Origin of the sequence: Gallalistipes aquisgranensis (assembly GCF_014982715.1) — a bacterium.
GTDB classification, from domain to species: Bacteria; Bacteroidota; Bacteroidia; order Bacteroidales; family Rikenellaceae; genus Gallalistipes; species Gallalistipes aquisgranensis.
On the sequence record NZ_JADCJY010000001.1, the window covers coordinates 1,465,880 to 1,482,708 of the forward strand.

At 61.0% G+C, this 16,829-nt stretch carries 10 protein-coding genes; 5 read left to right on the forward strand and 5 right to left on the reverse strand.

Annotated elements, in window-relative coordinates:
* Positions 1-9 precede the first annotated feature (9 nt).
* Entirely contained in the window at positions 10-2,202 is a 2,193-nt protein-coding gene (locus tag INF32_RS05920; RefSeq protein ID WP_226387439.1) for a glutamine synthetase III family protein, read from the reverse strand.
* 38 nt (positions 2,203-2,240) lie between these two features.
* Positions 2,241-3,275: an aspartate--ammonia ligase gene (asnA, locus tag INF32_RS05925; RefSeq protein WP_226387440.1), complete on the reverse strand. Its 1,035-nt coding sequence runs from the start codon at positions 3,273-3,275 to the stop codon at positions 2,241-2,243.
* A gap of 1,033 nt (positions 3,276-4,308) precedes the next feature.
* On the opposite strand from asnA, the gene INF32_RS05930 reads away from it, so the two are divergent.
* A complete protein-coding gene (locus INF32_RS05930) occupies positions 4,309-11,025 on the forward strand; it encodes an aminotransferase class I/II-fold pyridoxal phosphate-dependent enzyme (RefSeq protein WP_226387441.1) in 6,717 nt (2,238 codons plus the stop codon).
* A 187-nt stretch (positions 11,026-11,212) separates the two neighbouring features.
* Complete coding sequence (locus tag INF32_RS05935) at positions 11,213-11,632, forward strand: hypothetical protein (RefSeq protein ID WP_226387442.1); 420 nt, start codon at positions 11,213-11,215, stop codon at positions 11,630-11,632.
* 33 nt (positions 11,633-11,665) lie between these two features.
* On the opposite strand, the gene INF32_RS05940 is transcribed toward INF32_RS05935, so the two are convergent.
* Genes INF32_RS05940 through INF32_RS05950 form a run of 3 tightly spaced genes read right to left on the reverse strand, consistent with a single transcriptional unit; the run spans position 11,666 to position 12,542 of the window.
* Complete coding sequence (locus tag INF32_RS05940) at positions 11,666-11,968, reverse strand: hypothetical protein (RefSeq protein ID WP_226387443.1); 303 nt, start codon at positions 11,966-11,968, stop codon at positions 11,666-11,668.
* Positions 11,949-12,329: a phage holin family protein gene (locus INF32_RS05945; protein WP_226387444.1), complete on the reverse strand. Its 381-nt coding sequence runs from the start codon at positions 12,327-12,329 to the stop codon at positions 11,949-11,951. The genes INF32_RS05940 and INF32_RS05945 overlap by 20 nt, the downstream gene beginning before the upstream one ends.
* A 3-nt stretch (positions 12,330-12,332) precedes the next feature.
* Positions 12,333-12,542: a YtxH domain-containing protein gene (locus INF32_RS05950; RefSeq protein WP_226387445.1), complete on the reverse strand. Its 210-nt coding sequence runs from the start codon at positions 12,540-12,542 to the stop codon at positions 12,333-12,335.
* A gap of 188 nt (positions 12,543-12,730) precedes the next feature.
* Here INF32_RS05950 and INF32_RS05955 point away from each other — a divergent pair, with 188 nt between their 5' ends.
* The 3 genes from INF32_RS05955 to INF32_RS05965 all read left to right on the forward strand — a co-directional run bounded on the left by INF32_RS05955 (position 12,731) and on the right by INF32_RS05965 (position 16,765).
* On the forward strand, positions 12,731-13,837 hold the full coding sequence (locus tag INF32_RS05955; protein ID WP_226388114.1) for an NAD(P)H-dependent flavin oxidoreductase: 1,107 nt from the start codon (positions 12,731-12,733) through the stop codon (positions 13,835-13,837).
* Between the two features lie 163 nt (positions 13,838-14,000).
* Entirely contained in the window at positions 14,001-16,199 is a 2,199-nt protein-coding gene (locus INF32_RS05960; RefSeq protein ID WP_226387446.1) for an HRDC domain-containing protein, read from the forward strand.
* The gene (locus INF32_RS05965; RefSeq protein ID WP_226387447.1) at positions 16,196-16,765 is read left to right on the forward strand and encodes a DUF1273 domain-containing protein; all 570 of its coding nucleotides are present in this window, start codon (positions 16,196-16,198) and stop codon (positions 16,763-16,765) included. Before INF32_RS05960 ends, INF32_RS05965 begins: the two co-directional genes overlap by 4 nt.
* The last annotated feature ends 64 nt before the right edge of the window (positions 16,766-16,829 follow it).

Genomic DNA, 16,829 nt, shown 5'->3' on the forward strand with positions numbered 1-16,829 from the left:
TCGTCCGGATCACCGGATAAAGAGCAGTTCGCGGTACTTGGGCAGCGGCCACATCTCGTTGTCCACGATCAGCTCGAGCTTGTCGATATGGTAGCGTATCTCGTCGAACAGCGGCGCCACCGTATCGTGGTAGGCGATCGCTTTCTCCCGCTCGTCCGCGATCCTGTTGGCCACCTTGCGGGCATCGGTCAGCGCCTCGGTCTTAGCGTGGATTTCGGTCATGTGGTAGGAGAGCTTCTCGATCAGACCCACGTCGTACGAAGCCACCATCTGGCTCTTTCCCGAAGGGAACATACGGTTGATCTTGTCCACCTTGTCGAGCAGCATGGCCTGGTAGCGCGAAGCCACGGGGATGATGTGGTTCATCGCCAGGTCGCCCAGCACGCGCGCCTCGATCTGAATCTTCTTGGTGTAGGTCTCCGTGTAGACCTCGGCCCGCGCGCGGAGCTCCTTTTCGCTCAGCACGCCGGTCCCGGTGAACATCTTCACCGTGTCGGGCGCCATGAAGCGGTCGAAGATCAGCGGTACCGACGTCTCGCAGTCCAGTCCGCGCCGGGCGGCCTCCTCCTTCCACCGGTCGCAGTACCCGTTGCCGTCGAAACGGATCGGCTTGCACTCCCCGATACAGGCCTTCAGCACGGTGAAGAGGGCCTTCTCCCGGCTCTCCCCGGCAGCGATCTTTTCGTCCACGGCGGCCTTGAAATCGCGCAGCTGGGCGGCCACGGCCGTATTGAGCGTAATCATCGCCCCGGCGCAGTTGGCCGAAGAACCCACGGCCCGGAACTCGAACCGGTTGCCCGTGAAGGCGAAAGGCGACGTGCGGTTGCGGTCGGTATTGTCGATCAGCAGCTCCGGAATGTGCGCGATGCCTCCCATCCGGAATCCGCTCTTGCCGTCGAATACGATCGCCTGGTCGGCCGTGCTCCGCTCCAACCGGTCGAGCACCTCCGACACCTGGCTGCCGAGAAAGACCGAAATGATGGCGGGAGGCGCCTCGTTGGCCCCCAGCCGGTGGGCGTTCGTGGCGCTCGAGATGGAGGCCTTCAGCACGCCGTTGTGTTTATAGACCGCCATCAGGACGTTGACCAGGAAGGTCACGAACTGGAGATTCCCGGCCGGCGTCTTGCCCGGAGCGAGCAGGTTCACGCCCGTATCGGTCCCCAGCGACCAGTTGTTGTGCTTGCCGCTGCCGTTGATTCCCTTGAAGGGCTTTTCGTGGAGCAGGACACGGAACGAATGCCGGCGGGCCACCTTTTTGATCGTGGACATCAGCAGCTGGTTGTGGTCGTTGGCCAGATTGGTCTCCTCGTAGATCGGGGCCAGTTCGAACTGGTTCGGGGCCACCTCGTTGTGGCGCGTCTTGGCCGGAATGCCCAGCTTCAGACACTCGTACTCCAAATCCTCCATGAAAGCCATCACCCGCGTGGGGATCGCCCCGAAATAGTGGTCTTCGAGCTGCTGGTTCTTGGCGCTCTCGTGCCCCATCAGCGTGCGGCCCGTCAGCATCAGGTCGGGCCGTGCGGCCCACAGCCCCTCGTCCACCAGGAAATACTCCTGCTCCCAGCCCAGATAGGAGAAGACCTTCTCCACGGCCGGGTCGAAGTAACGGCACACGGCCGTGGCCGCCTTGTCCACGGCGTTCAGCGAACGCAGCAGGGGCACCTTATAGTCGAGGGCCTCGCCCGTGTAGGCGATGAATATGGTGGGAATGCAGAGCGTATCGTCCACCACGAAAGCGGGCGAGGTGGCGTCCCATGCGCTGTATCCGCGGGCTTCGAACGTGTTGCGGATACCTCCGTTGGGGAAACTCGACGCGTCCGGTTCCTGCTGGATCAGCAGTTTGCCGCTGAACTCCTCGATCATGCCGCCCCGTCCGTCGTGCTCCACGAAAGCGTCGTGCTTCTCGGCCGTTCCTCCGGTCAGCGGCTGGAACCAGTGCGTATAATGGGTGGCCCCCATATCCATGGCCCACTGCTTCATGCCCGCCGCCACACTGTCCGCGGTCTCACGGCTCAGGGGCGTCCCGTGCTCCATCGTCCGGGAAAGCGCCTCGAACGTCTGTTTGGGCAGATACTTGCGCATCGCCTCGCGGCCGAACACCCGGCTGCCGAAATATCCGGACGGACGCCCCTCGGGCGCTGCCACACACACTGCTTTCCGCTTGATGGCCTCTTCGACCATTTTGAACCGTAACGTTGCCATAACTGATTTTTGGTTTGATTGTGCGTAAAAAAGTTTCGTCATTTCAGATAAATCCCGTGTTCGGCACAGCGGGCCGTCATCTCCTCGGGCCAGAGACTCGCCTGTACCTCGCCGATATGGGCGCAGCGCAGCAGGAACATGCAGAGCCGCGACTGGCCGATCCCGCCTCCCACCGAGAGGGGAATCCGCCCCTCGAGCAGCGATCGGTGGAAATCCAGCTCCGCACGCCCGGGACACCCGCATATCGCCAGCTGACGGACCAGCGCCTCCGCATCCACCCGGATGCCCATGCTCGAGAGTTCGAAGGCATGTTCCAGCACAGGATTCCAGAGGATGATGTCGCCGTTGAGCCCGCAGTGGCCGGGGTCCGTCTCGGTCGACCAGTCGTCGTAATCCGGAGCCCGTCCGTCGTGCCTGCTGCCGTCGGAAAGCGCACCCCCGATCCCGATCACGAAGACCGCCCCGTACCTGCGGGCCGCCTCGTCCTCCCGCTGCCGGGGCGTCAGGTCGGGATACACCCTCAGCAGGTCCTCGGCATGAACGAATTCGATCCGCTCCGGAAGCACCGGCGTGATATGAGGGTATTTCGCATAGACGGCCGCTTCGGTCTGCCGCAGCACACCGTATATTTTCTCCACGATCCCCCTGAGGAAGGCGAGGTTCCGGTCTTCGGCCGCGATCGTCCGCTCCCAGTCCCACTGGTCCACGTAAAGCGAATGGAGATTGTCCAGCTCCTCGTCCGCCCGAATGGCGTTCATGTCGGTATAGAGGCCGTAACCGGGAGCGATCCGGTAAGCCCCCAGTTTCATGCGCTTCCACTTGGCCAGCGAATGCACCACCTCGGCCCGGCGTCCGCCCATCCCCTTCACCGAGAAGGAAACGGGACGCTCCGTACCGTTCAGGTCGTCGTTGATCCCCGTGCCCGAAAGCACGAACAGGGGTGCCGTAACCCGGCGCAGCCTCAATTCGCGTGCGAGGTGCCCCTGAAAAACATCCTTGATCTCCTTGATCGCCTGCTCCATCGTCTCGGGAACCAGGCTGGGCCGGTAACCGGCCGGAATACAAAGTGCCATAGCCATCTCTTTTTTCGAAAGTCACAACCCGGAATCACGGCCGGAATCCCCACCGCTCCGGTCTCCCTTCCGCCGGACCGGTCCCATACCCGGTCCGAAACTCCGCACATACACATTTCATCACTCCCTCACATCGCCCGCACCATCCGGCCGTGAATCCGGTGTCGTGTCTTTCATTCATCACTCAACAATATATCAGTACCCATTCGCTCCATTCAGGAAAAGCGGATCGGAAACAAACGAATCCACCCGAGACCGCCTTCCATCCGGCCCCTCCCCTTCCCGGCAACCGAACCGCCTGCCGGAACTCACCCGAGCAGAAACCGCCCTCATCTTCCGCCGCCCCCCTTTCGGAAAATAAAAAAAAGAACACCCCCAAAAAACAACCCACATCCCCCCAAAAAACCGAACAAATACACCCAAACACCCCATCAAACACACCATCACACCGCAAATATATAAAAATTTCAAACATACCCCCAAATTTTTCACCCCATATTTTCCGATTTCATCATTTTTCACAGAAAACACCCCCTCTAAAACACCCACAAGACACAAAAAAAGACACATCACAACAAAACACCCCATAAAATAACAACACATACAAACAAAAACATCCGACATCCCATAAAAAACACCATCCGGTCCGAGCCCCCCCTCTTTTTTTCAGCTACCCCCTCAAACAAGGAGGACACCCCACAAAGATCTGTCCGCCGAACGCAGGAAAACCGGGCAAAAAAACACCCGACCTGCAACAGCCCGTCTCCTTCCCCGTTTCTTCAGACCGGTTATACTTATATATATATTATATGTAGCCAGGACGACGCATCCTCTTTTGTATAATTTCCATATAAAAAGAAAAATATTTAACAACCGTTCCGAATTAATAAAAAAAGACATATATTTGTCCCCGAAGAGAACCCGTCGGATTCCGGTAACAAATATTACATTTCGACCCGTTCTTCCGTCCTGTCCGGACAAAACGACACAAAACACTGGAAAACAACGAACCATCACCAACCGAAAGAAGAAGATGAAGATAGTCGGTGAGCCCAAGGCATTCCTGAGCAACGAAGCGCTGCAACTGCTGGACCTCTACCGTTCGCTGGGCGAGCGGGCGGAGATATTTCTGCCGCGCCACATTTTCGACAACCTGACCAATTTCGTCAGCCTCTGCATGGAGGAACCCGACGACCCGGCCAAACAGCAGGCCGAGATCAACAAATACCTGCTCCGTTTCCGCGAAGACATACCCGGCTACGTGGATGTCTCGCTGATGCTGATCCCCCACAACAACTCGAAGGCGTTCGAGCTGAGCAACAAGCGGGGCCGCTTCGTGCGCAAGATCGACCGGCTGATCGACACCGACGGCACCACGGCCGAACTGAAGACCCTGCTGCGCAACATCCGCGAGAGCCACGACCTGTCGGTGGGCACGCCGCCCGTGAACAGCTACACGATAGACTTCATGAGCCAGCTCCAGCTGGGCGGCCACGTGCGCGACCTGCGCAAGTACCGCGACGTGATCGGCGTGACGGGCGACATCAACGAGGCCCACTGGAACTACATGATGGACACGCTCGAGCAGATGATCTCCCAGAGCACCCACTACACCACCAATGCCGAAAAGACCGATTTCCTGAACCGGAGCCGCTGGACGGTGAACTTCAAGGGGCTCAACGGCATGATCCGCACCGTCGTCTCGGGCAACGCCGACAAGGCCGTCGAACTGCTCAAGGGCGACGTGTTCAACGCCGCGTCGGTGGTGGTGATGGATTCGCCCTCGCCCGAGGAGCTCTACGAGCGGATGACCGCCGACACCACCAGCATCTTCGTGGTGAAGGTGCGCCACGCCCGCATCAACCACTACACGGGCGAACGGTGGTTCCCGCTGCTCACGCGGCTGGTGATCGTGGACGACTCGAAGGAGTCGCGCAGCTCGAACACCTCGCTCGTATTCTGCTTCCACAACGGCATCATCAACACCCTGAACAAGGTACACACCAAGAAGCTGGGATCGCCGGCCAACACGCAGCTCAACCTGCGGCTGATCCTGGAGAACGTCAACGCCTCCTACCTCACCGAATTCCGGGAGAAGATCGAAGCCCAGATCGAGACCTACTCGAAGGAGCTGGAACAGATGCTCGCCGAGCAGACGGGCGATCCCTCGGACATCGAAAAGCGGATCACCCTCTTCAAGCTCGACGCCTTCTCCCGCCAGGTGGTGCAGGACAAGTATTCGCTCGAAAAACTGCGCGACTTCATCTTCTTCCTCGAAAACTGCCACAAGCAGGAGAACAAGCAGGTGCAGACGCAGGAGCTCATCGACGAGTTCGAGAAGCGGATGAACAGCTATTTCTACGCCGGCAACCCGCACATCGACATCGTGACGATCCTCGAAGGCGGCGGCCGCAACCAGATCCGCACCTTCGGCCAGTACCTGCGCCAGAAGCCGTTCAACAACCTGAACAGCAAGATACGCTACGCCTGCCGGCTGATCCTGGACATCATCCCCAGCTGCTACGAGCGCACGCTGAAGAACCACTTCCACAAAAATTTCGGCATCAACCTCTTCCTCGAGAAATACAAGGAATACCTCACCAAAACAGGACGCGAGGCCGACAACAAGGGCCGTTTCGAGAAGTTCCTGATCGACCTGGGCATCCGCGACCGCTATTTCGCCCTGGGCGAGGAGGACCGCGACATCGTGAAGAACTTCCTTTCGGCGCTGGGCAACCTCGACCAGACCTCGGTGTCCGACTCCGTGCAGATGATCATCCGCGACCTGCTCTTCAACCCCAACGGCCGGCCCAAGCCCTACGTCATTTACAACGCCGTGCAGGCGTGGGAGTACAAGGACCTGCTGCCGGACGACCTGTTCGACATCAATCCGTTCGACATCGAGATCGAGAACCTGCCCGACGGACGGCTGGCCTACGACCGGCTGATCGACCGGCTGAAGCGGATCAAATCGACCCTTTCGCTCTTCGACGACAGCGGCTCGCTGTGGGACCTCTTCTGCGAAAACACCACCATTCTGGTCAACGACCCGAACAACCCCACGGGATACACCGACTTCAACAGCGAATCGGTCAACGAATTCCTCCGTTTCCTCAACAGCAGCCGGATCACCCTTTTCCTCGACGAGGCCTACGCCGAGAGCGTGAAGATCGAAGACCCCGAAATGCCCAAATGGCGCACCCTCTCGCGTTACATCATGAACAACATCAACGCCCAGAGCAAGATACGCGCCATCTCATCGCTCTCCACGACCAAAAACCTGGCCGCCACGGGCGAGAGGCTGGGCGCCATCGCCACCACGCCGCAGGCCGCCCCGTTCGCCGAGTTCGCCCGCCGCTGCAACAGCGCCGAACACGGCAACAACAATTCGCTGCTGATGCTCAACAATTCGCTGGAGACGGCGCAGGTGGCCAAGAGCATCAAGGACGAAATGGAGGCCAAGCTGCCCAAGAACGCTTCGCGCACCAATATCAAGAAGGCGATCGTGGGCTTCATCAAGGCTCAGATCGACAAGACCGAGCGCAGCAACCGCAAGAGCATCGCCAACCAGCTCCACCGCACGGCAGGATTCGAGGGTTCGCCCCTCTACCTCTTCCTGCTGGACGAACTGGTGGCCCTCGACAAGCTGGACGTACTGGGTCTGCCCGACGACTTCAAATACAAGGACGAACCCTTCTTCTCCTACTACCAGAGCAAACTGGTGGCCAACCTCAACCGCTTCCGCGTCAACAAGAATTTCCGCAGCGAATCGCTGCGGAGGCTCTCGATGGCCAAACAGACGGCCGCCCGCCTGCTCGAAAAGTTCGGCACGGACGCGCTGGAAGTGGTCGATTCGGACGGCTCCTACCTCTTCAACTTCCGCATCCGGGGCGGCGCCTCCTACGCCGACCTGCTCGCCTTCTGCGGCGCGCTGGCCGAGAACCGGGGCATCGCCACGGTTCCCTACCCCACGGGACTGGTGCGCTTCGCCGTGGGCGGTTTCATCCGCTCGGGCGCCGAAGGCATGAAGGTCTTCTCGGCCGAGATCGAGGACGCCTTCTCGATCTTCATCCGCTACTGGCTCCGTTTCGCCGAACTGCGCGCCGACGCCGCCAACAAGGAGGTCGGCTCGCAGGAGCTGCTCTGCCGCATGTTCTCCGCCGCGAAGGACCAGGAGTTCATCGACACGGTGATCGCCGACTACGCCGCCTCGGCCAAATACCCGAAGGACAAGGCCCCCTCGCTCCAGATACGCGACGTACGCTCGCTCTACCACGCCTCGCCCGAACGCAGCGGCGTGACGATCACCACCATCGGCCGCTCGGCCAACTCGGTGATCGAGCTCCACGGCGACCTGATCGGCTCGTGCAGCGACGTCTTCGAGTTCATCCGCAGCCAGGCGTTCACCAAAATCTACGAGAACCTGCTGGCACAGGTCTACAAGCGCGTTCCGGCCCTGGCCGACATGGACTTCAACACCGTCTCCTCGCGCTACTCGAAGGCCGTGCTGCTGAAATACATCACCAACAAGAAGACCTTCCAGCCCAACCATCACGTGCTGGACAACCCCGAGGAGAAGAACATCATGCGCGAGGTGCTCATCGAGATGGAGAACCTGCTCTTCTCGGACAGCAAGATGAAGATTCTGGCCATCAACGCCACGGGCGACCCCGCCCTCGACAAGGCCAAGCTGGAGGGGCTCAACTCGATCCTCAAGAAGTACATCCGCGAAATCCTGCTCCACTTCAACCTCCCCTTCGAGAAGGAGAGCCTGGAGCCGAGCCGCCGCGAGATCATCCGCACGGCCGGGGAGACCTTCACCGAGATCACGGGCATTCCGCTGAGCGAACTGAACCTCAACATCTGGGTGGACGAGTACATCCGCAACCTGCGCGAACTGCCCCGTTTCCGGGAAATCCCCCTCTCGGGCAAGAGCATCGGCTTCATCCAGGACGCCATCACGGCCGGGGTGAACAACTTCGCCGAGATCACCGACAAGATTCTCTACCTCTACCTGCTCAACAACGACAACTCGTTCTACCGCATGATCTGCGAGCGGCTCCGCTACTTCAGCGACCGCATCGGCGAGACCGAGGACGGCGAGATCAAGATGTTCACCGAGGAGTTCGTGACGAGCATCCTGCCCGACCAGCTGCAGGAGATCAGCAACTACATCATGCGCAAGCGCGACATCAAGATCGCCGAGAGCGAAATCTACTCCGTCGCCCGCCGCGTGGTGCGGTTCTACATCAGTCTGGTCAAACGCACCAAGGGCACCGACTACTACAACCGGTACGCCCATACCCTGGTCCGCATCGTGGAGACCGCCTTCCGCAAGCAGAACTCCAGCGTCAACGAAATGGTGCAGCACGGCATCTCCCTATACAAGGGCTTCGAGATGGAGAACAAGGCGCTCGAAACCTTCGAGGGCGGCCGCATCGGCTGGATCAACGAACTGATGAGCAAGTGCGGCGTGATCTCCTCCGAACAGCCCGTCCAGGAGCACACCCGCATCGTGACCGACGCCAAGAAGCGCGAATACCCGTTCCACAAGATCGACCGCGTGGAGCTGAAAAAGCGCGACGGGGAGCCCGATCCCGAGTCACCCACGGACTACATCCGCTGGATCAATCCGCGGCCCGAACCCGGCTTCTTCGCCGACCGCCTGGCCCGTTTCGTCGCCAACATGGACTCCGACGACTACCGCTGCAAGGTGGTCAAGCACGGCATCGTGAAGGAGCTGGTCATCTTCCAGAAGGGCTACATGAAATATCTGACGGACAACTACCGGCTCAACTACACGGAGGACATCAGCCTGCATGACATCCGCAATTTCGTGCCCGACGTCATCAGCCTGCTGGGCGCTCCCGAAAAGCTGATCTCCTTCCCACAGATCGGCTACTTCGACATCAAGGGGCCGGCCGGCAACATCAAGACGATCGTCACCCCGCTGAAATCCGAAGCCGACTACTTCGGCGACGTGAAGAAACCGCGCCTGACGGTCATCAACGAAAAGGTGAAGGAGTTGGGCGGCATCCCGCGGCACGGTTCGCTCTTCCTGGTGGAGGAGAACGACGGCAGCGTCTTCGTGGTGGAGATCTGCGGCGACAGCGGCGTGGGCAAGAGCGAGATGATCGCGGCCTTCGTGCTCAAGTGGATGAAGAACAATCTGGAGGGCATCCGCTCGGTGAAGATGATCGCCGGCGACATGTTCCACGAGTTCCAGGATGCCGAGGGCAACCTCTACGGCATCGGCACCGAGGTGGGCGACTTCTCCCGTACCACGGACTTCGACCCCGACTATATCAAATATTACAAATACCTCTTCGACACCAGCGCCGACAGCAACGTGGACGACCTCAACTCGCGGAGCACCGTGAGCGGCATGTGCGACATCACGATGCCCTTCAAGATCGACATCATGCTCAGCGCCAGCAACTATGCCAAGGAGGAGGGCGGCATCACGCGCGTCGACAATCCGGAAAACTTCCTGCTCTACATCGACGCCCACGGCGAACGCAAGGAGAAGGCCACCAGCCAGGACGGCCCCAACTTCCAGCGTACGCTCAAGCGGTACACGGCCGACAAGAACATCGTGGACGTGATCGCCCGCCACGGCAATTACCTCGACGACGTGCTCGACTGGGACTGGGTGGCCTCCGAACGGAAATACTACCTCGCCTCGTCGTTCAAACTGCTCGACAAGATCGACATCGTGGAGATCGTGAAGATGATCTTCGTGGGCAAGCGGTTCAAAGCAAACGACATCGCCTACACCATCCGCGACGTCGCCTTCGACATGATCCAGAACCGCTTTATCGCCACCACCGTCTACTGCGAAGGCGGCACGGAGATCGAGACCCGCACGAAGATCGACCGCCGGATATTCAGCTCCATCTTCGATTCACTGGCCTCCACCCCGGGCGGACAGCCCTTCATCGCCGAGGAGGGACAGGTCGAGTGCGTGCGTCACCTGATCGACTGCCTGCGCGGCGGCAAGGACGGCAAGGGCAAGGCCCGCCTGATCCAGTGCGGCGTGCTCTCGACCGAAATCGGCAAGAAAGGGCGCGAGATCACCGGCCCGCAGAAGGCCGCCGCCGCCCTCAAACAGCTGATCCAGGAGGTGCGCACCAGCAAGCCCGAGATCAACGAGGGCAAGATCAAGGTGAAACGCCTCATCAACGAGAAGTACCACCACATCTTCGGCGGACGGATGAACAGCAGCGAACTGTGGCGCTACAACTTCTACCTCTACCAGCTGGAGAACATGCGCAAGGCCGACCTGCGCCGCATGGACAACAAGAGCAAGAAGGTCGACATCAGCAACCTGGTGGACTTCACCCCCAGCGACCGCAGCAAGGAGTTCTCGCCGCTGCTGGTGACGCCCAACCTGAACATCGAACTCACGAGCTTCGGCGAGACGTTCGAGGAGCTGATGAGCCTGCCGAACTACCCCGACTTCGCCGAGGAGTTCGCCGCCCGCACGGGCAAGCTCTACGTGGCCGAAGGGTACAGCGAGGAGACCAACATCAACAACATGATCGTCCAGCTGCTGCTCATGGAGGACTACATCTCCCCGGACGACATCGCCCGCGGAAGCGTGATCGAGAAGGTCAACCGCGAGACGATCGCGGCGGCCAAATACGCCGTGGTGCAGTTCCTGGCCTCCCGGACGGCCGAGGCAGCGGCCAAGGCCCCCGCAGCCCGGACAGCCCCGCAGCGCACCTCGCAGGCCAAAGGGAAGAAATAACCCTTTCCCCCGGAGGGCCTGAATACGGTAATGGGCCGCAGCCGAAAAATCGGCTGCGGCCCGTTTTTTGCGGAGAGCCCGTACGTATATCCGAAGATTTTCACTACCTTTACATGATTCTTCAGCACGCACTTCCGTCCGGAGACACCGACTTAAACTTCGAATACCGATGCGAACGATCAGACGAATGAAAACGGTGCAAAACCTCCTGTGCCTGGTGGCCATCGCCGCCTACCTGTTCGGCCATCAGATCGTGGGACAGACCGGACTCGACATCCTCCGCTACACGTTCGCCGGCGAGGAGAGCGGACGGACGGCGGAGATACTCAAAACGCTGGCCCTCGTTTCGGGCTGCACGCTGGTACTGGCAGTCAACCTGATCAGCCTGGCCGCCGACGGAAAGGCCGCCGACCTGCTGCGCAGCCTCTTTTCGGCCTATGCGTCGTGGACGTTTCTCCATTTTCTGGTCATGCTCGTGGTCGCCGGTCCGCAGCACGGAGTAGCCCGGCCGCTGGGAGGCGGATTCTTTCTGGCCCAGACGGCCGTCCTGTGCATCTTCCTGCTTTCGGTGCAGATCGTCCGGATCAAAAAAGCGGGCCGTGCATAGGCACGACCCGCCGCAGCTCCGGTTTTCCGGACATCAGACATTCTCCTCCGCCCCGGCGGCATCCTCCTCCCCCTCTTCCCTCTCCCTGCGGAACAAGGACAGGGCGGTCTGGAAACCGCTGTATGCCGTGCGTACAAGAGCCTGGAGGTGCTCCATCTTCTGCGTCACCACACCGGTCACGTAACCGATCGAAAACATCTCCCGGAAACGGCCCCACTCGCGCACGAGTTCACCCTCCCGGGCCTCGATCATCCAGTCGAGACGCTCCCGTTCCGTCCTCAGCTCGGAGAGCGAACCGATCCGGTCGTAGCGTCTTTTATTTCGGGTCTCCGTCATCGTATTTGTTTCTCGGGTTAAAAAACATTTGGCTGAACATCCTCACCATCCGGTCGGTGATGAGCCTGTCGCGCAGCAGGAACACGATCCAGGCCGCCGCCAGATAGAGCGCCCCCACCAGGATAATGGACAACAGGAACGAGCCCAGCACCGTGCCCAGCCACCACACCAGCGCCGCAGTGAACAGCAGAAGCGCCATTCCGGCCAGCAGCGCGGCAATAAAGACGGCCGTCATGTTGCCGAACACGAGGGAGAGGTTCTCCACCATGTTCAGCTTGAAGGCGTCCAGTCGCAGGTTCAGATACGAGACCAGTTCCTGTATCAGGCGTTCAGCCCTGTTCGGCTGATTCTCCTGTTCCATGGGCTATTTTTCGATATTGGCGGAAGCCTGCTGTGCGGGCAGCACCTCGTCGATGGCCTCCTTGATCTGTTTTTTACCCCTTTTCACCTCTTTTTCCACGTAGGCTTTGATGTCGTGGCGCAAGTCGCCGCCTTTTTTGGGGGCGAGCAGCAGGGCAACGGCGGCACCGGCGATAGCTCCGCCGATAAACGCAAGAACGTTAGACTGTTTCATAATCGTAATGGTTTTAAACAAAGTTAGAAAATATAATCGTATATCCTGCAAATTCGGTTCCAAAATCCGGCTGGCCGTCGTAAAAATTTCCGTTTCCCGGTACCGAACGGGAATATTATACCTACCTTGTCCGTCGAACCGTCCGCCCCGGCGGACACAATTCCCAAAATATGAAGAGACTGAAATCGTTGAAGTCGCTCAGAATAGGCGACCTGAAAATATCGCTTCCCATCGTCCAGGGCGGCATGGGCGTAGGCATCTCCCTGTCGGGACTGGCCTCGGCCGTGGCCAACGAAGGAGGCGTGGGAGTCATCTCCAGCGCCGGACTCGGCCTGCTCTACCGGCGCCTCTCCCCGGACTACTGCAAGGCCAGCATCCTCGGCCTGAAAGAGGAGCTGCGCAAGGCCCGCGAACGGACCCGCGGCGTGATCGGCGTGAACGTCATGGTCGCCATGAGCAACTTCGCCGACATGGTTCGCACCAGCATCGCCGAACGGGCCGACATCATCTTCTCCGGCGCCGGCCTGCCGCTCGACCTGCCCTCGTATCTCGACGGCCGTTCCCGCACGAAACTGGTCCCGATCGTCTCCTCCGTCCGCGCTTTCCGGCTGATCTGCCAGAAATGGACGAACGGATACGACTACCTGCCCGACGCCGTGGTGGTCGAAGGGCCCAAGGCGGGCGGACACCTCGGCTACAAGCGCGAGGAGATCGACAACGGAGCCTTCTCCCTCGAAAAGACCCTCCCCGAGGTGGTGGCTTGCGCCCGCGAATGGAGCGACCGCTATGGCAAACCGATTCCCGTGATCGCGGCCGGCGGCATCTATACGGGCGAAGACATCTACCGCATCATGGAGCTGGGCGCCTCGGGCGTGCAGCTGGGCACCCGTTTCGTCACCACCGAGGAGTGCGACGCCGCCGAAGGGTTCAAACAGGCCTACATCGCCTCCCGCAAGGAGGATATCGGCATCATCCAGAGCCCCGTGGGTATGCCCGGACGCGCCATTTCGAGCGAATTCATCCGCAACGTGGAGCAGGGTCTCGAACGCCCCCGCACCTGTGCGTTCCACTGCATCCGCACCTGCGACTACAAAAAGAGCCCCTACTGCATCATGCTGGCGCTCTACAACGCGGCCCGGGGCAATTTCCGCCACGGCTACGCCTTCTGCGGCGCCAACGCCTACCTCGCCGACCGCATCACCACCGTGCGGGAGACGATCTCCACGCTGGTCGGCGAATACCGGGAGCGCCGCGAACGCGCCCGGAACGAAGCCGCCGAACGCTGGAAAAAGTAGCGGAATCTCTCCCGCGTTCCGGGAGAGAAAGCATACCGGCCTTTCAGAAAACCCGTCGCCAGTTTCCGTCTCGGAGAGTGACGTGCGAAAATTTTCCGGGGAAAATTAGGCGGTCCGGTCCGATTTGCCTATCTTTAACCGTTCAATTTCCACGCATCGCCGCATGACACCCAATCCCCAGCTGGACCTGGCTTTCGAATTTCTGGAATCGACGGGAACCAACCTGTTCCTGACGGGCCGTGCCGGCACGGGCAAGACCACATTTCTCCACGAGGTGCGCCGTCGCACCCCGAAACGGATGATCGTCGTCGCTCCTACGGGAGTGGCGGCCATCCATGCGGGCGGCGTGACGATGCACTCCTTTTTCCAGTTGCCGTTCGGCCCTTACGTGCCCGACACGCAGCGGACGCAGGATGGCCGGCAGATGGAGCACGCCCGCTATTCGCGCAACAAGATCGCCATCCTGCGTAGCATCGACCTGCTGGTGATCGACGAGATCAGCATGGTGCGGGCCGACACGCTCGACGCCGTGGATGCCGTCCTGCGCCGTTTCCGTGACCGGGAACGTCCCTTCGGCGGCGTGCAGCTGCTGATGATCGGCGACGTGCAGCAGCTGGCCCCCGTGGTGAAGGATGAGGAGTGGAACCTGCTCCGCAACCACTATGCCTCGCCCTTCTTTTTCGACAGCCGGGCCCTGCGGCAGACGCCCTACCTGAGCATCGAGCTCCAACACGTCTACCGCCAGCAGGACGAGGGATTTCTCGCCCTGCTCAACGCCGTGCGCGACAACACCCTCTCACCCGACGACCTGGCCCGCCTCAACTCCCGCTGCCGACCCGGTTTCGAGCCCGGCGAGGGCTGCATCACCCTCACTTCGCACAACCACACCGCCCGCGAAATCAACGCCCGCCGGCTGGCCGCCCTCCCGGGTCCGGCCCGCACCTTCACGGCCACCGTCGAGGGCGATTTTCCCGAATACTCCTTTCCCACCGATCCCGAACTGGAACTGCGCGAAGGGGCCCAGGTCATGTTCACCAAAAACGACGCCTCGCCCGAAAAACGCTACTACAACGGACTGATCGGCACGGTCACGGAGATCGGCGACGAACGTATCGTCGTCGCGCCCTCCGACGGCGGCGACCCGATCGAGGTGGAGGAGGCCGAATGGACCAACACGAAGTACACGCTCGACGAGCAGACCCGTGAAATCACCGAGAGCGTCGAGGGCCGCTTCATCCAATACCCGCTGAAAACGGCGTGGGCCATCACGATCCACAAGAGCCAGGGGCTCACCTTCGAACAGGTGGCCATCGACGCCACCGACGCCTTCAGCGCCGGGCAGGTCTACGTGGCCCTCAGCCGCTGCAAGACGCTCGAGGGCATCCACCTGCTCTCGCCGCTGCCCATGCGGGCCATCATCCGCGACCGCACCGTGGAGGCGTTCACCCGCAGGGTCGAAGATAACCGGCCCGGAACGGCGGAACTGGCCCGCCACCGCAAGGAGTACTACCTCTCCCTGCTGGACGAACTGTTCGACTACGGCCCGGTCAACCGCACCCTGCGCCATCTGAAACGAGTGCTCACCGAGCATCTCAACAAACTCTATCCCCGGTTGATCCAGCGTTGGGAGGAGTTCTCGCCCCGGTTCGTGGAAGAGGTCCTAGAGGTGAGCGAGAAGTTCCGCCGCCAGCTCGCCCGGCTGGGCGACGGGGCCGGAGACGACTACGCCCGCGACCCGCAACTGGCCGAACGGATCGCCAAGGGCACGGAATACTTCACGGGAAAGACCCGGGAACTGATCCTTCCGCTGCTCGCCCTGAGCCGGGTGGAGATCGACAACAAAGAGACCCGCAAAGCGGTCGGGGAGGCCCTCACACGGGCCAACGAACCGCTGGCCGTCAAACTGGCCGTACTCGACCGCGCCGCCGGGGGATTCACCATATCCGGATACCTGCAGGCCCGTGCCGAAGCCGTGGCGGGCGAAAGCACGGCCCCGAAACAGCGCACCCCGAAACCGGCCGCCGAACGCAGGGAAAGACCGAAAAAGGAGCGTGCGGCGAAAGATACCCTGCCCGGTCTGCCGGAGGAGGCGACCGCCGCGGAGGATGGAGAGGACATTCTCCACCCCGGCCTGTTCGACCTGCTGCGCGAATGGCGCCGCGAAGAGGCCCGCAGCCAGGGCGTTCCCGCCTACATCGTCCTGAAGCAGAAGGCGCTCATCGGAATCGCCAACACCGTTCCCTCCGACCGCCGAGCCCTCTCCCGGATCGCAGGGATCGGTCCCCGCTTCATCGAACGCTACGCCGACGCGGTTCTCGCCCTGACCGCCGAATACCGGGAAGAAAACACCGAAGAGGCATGACCGATCCCCGTCTCCATACGGTCGCCTTTTCCGGACACCGGACGTTCAAAATGAGCGGCGACGACCTGTTCTCCCCTTCGGCCGGGGAAGGGAGGCCGGCCGACACGCTGGCCCTCCGCCTCGACCGCCAGCTCGAACGGCTTCACCGCGAAGGATACGACACGTTCCTCTGCGGCATGGCCGAAGGTTTCGACCTGGAGGCCGCCGAAGCCGTCCTCCGTCTCAGGGACCGGACGGCCGGAGAACCGGACAGTGTTCCCCACGCCCCGGAAACGGAAAGCACACCGGGTACGGTGCGGCTGATCGCCGTCATTCCCTATGCCCGGCAGGCGGCGCAATTCTCCCCCGCCGACCGGACCCGGTACGAAGCCGTACTGGAACGGGCCGACGAACGCATCCTGCTTTCGCCCGTTTACCACGCGGGTTGCTTCCACGTCCGCAACGACTATCTGGTGGACCATGCCTCCCTGCTCCTGTGCTACTACAACGGCACGCAGGGCGGCACCCGCTACACCGTGCGCCGGGCCCTGAAAGCGGGTCTGCCCGTGGTCAACCTCTATCCCTGACCTATCTCCCGAAACGACTTCACCCCAGCCGCTAAGCGGCTGGGGTGAATCTCTCGCGGGGCAT

Excerpts from the sequence above, each read along its gene's own strand:
- INF32_RS05965 (WP_226387447.1), top strand. The coding sequence starts at position 16,196 with ATGACCGATCCCCGTCTCCATACGGTCGCCTTTTCCGGACACCGGACG.
- INF32_RS05960 (WP_226387446.1), top strand. The coding sequence starts at position 14,001 with ATGACACCCAATCCCCAGCTGGACCTGGCTTTCGAATTTCTGGAATCG.
- INF32_RS05940 (WP_226387443.1), bottom strand. The coding sequence starts at position 11,968 with ATGACGGAGACCCGAAATAAAAGACGCTACGACCGGATCGGTTCGCTC.
- INF32_RS05935 (WP_226387442.1), top strand. The coding sequence starts at position 11,213 with ATGAAAACGGTGCAAAACCTCCTGTGCCTGGTGGCCATCGCCGCCTAC.
- INF32_RS05945 (WP_226387444.1), bottom strand. The coding sequence starts at position 12,329 with ATGGAACAGGAGAATCAGCCGAACAGGGCTGAACGCCTGATACAGGAA.
- INF32_RS05930 (WP_226387441.1), top strand. The coding sequence starts at position 4,309 with ATGAAGATAGTCGGTGAGCCCAAGGCATTCCTGAGCAACGAAGCGCTG.
- asnA (WP_226387440.1), bottom strand. The coding sequence starts at position 3,275 with ATGGCACTTTGTATTCCGGCCGGTTACCGGCCCAGCCTGGTTCCCGAG.
- INF32_RS05920 (WP_226387439.1), bottom strand. The coding sequence starts at position 2,202 with ATGGCAACGTTACGGTTCAAAATGGTCGAAGAGGCCATCAAGCGGAAA.
- INF32_RS05950 (WP_226387445.1), bottom strand. The coding sequence starts at position 12,542 with ATGAAACAGTCTAACGTTCTTGCGTTTATCGGCGGAGCTATCGCCGGT.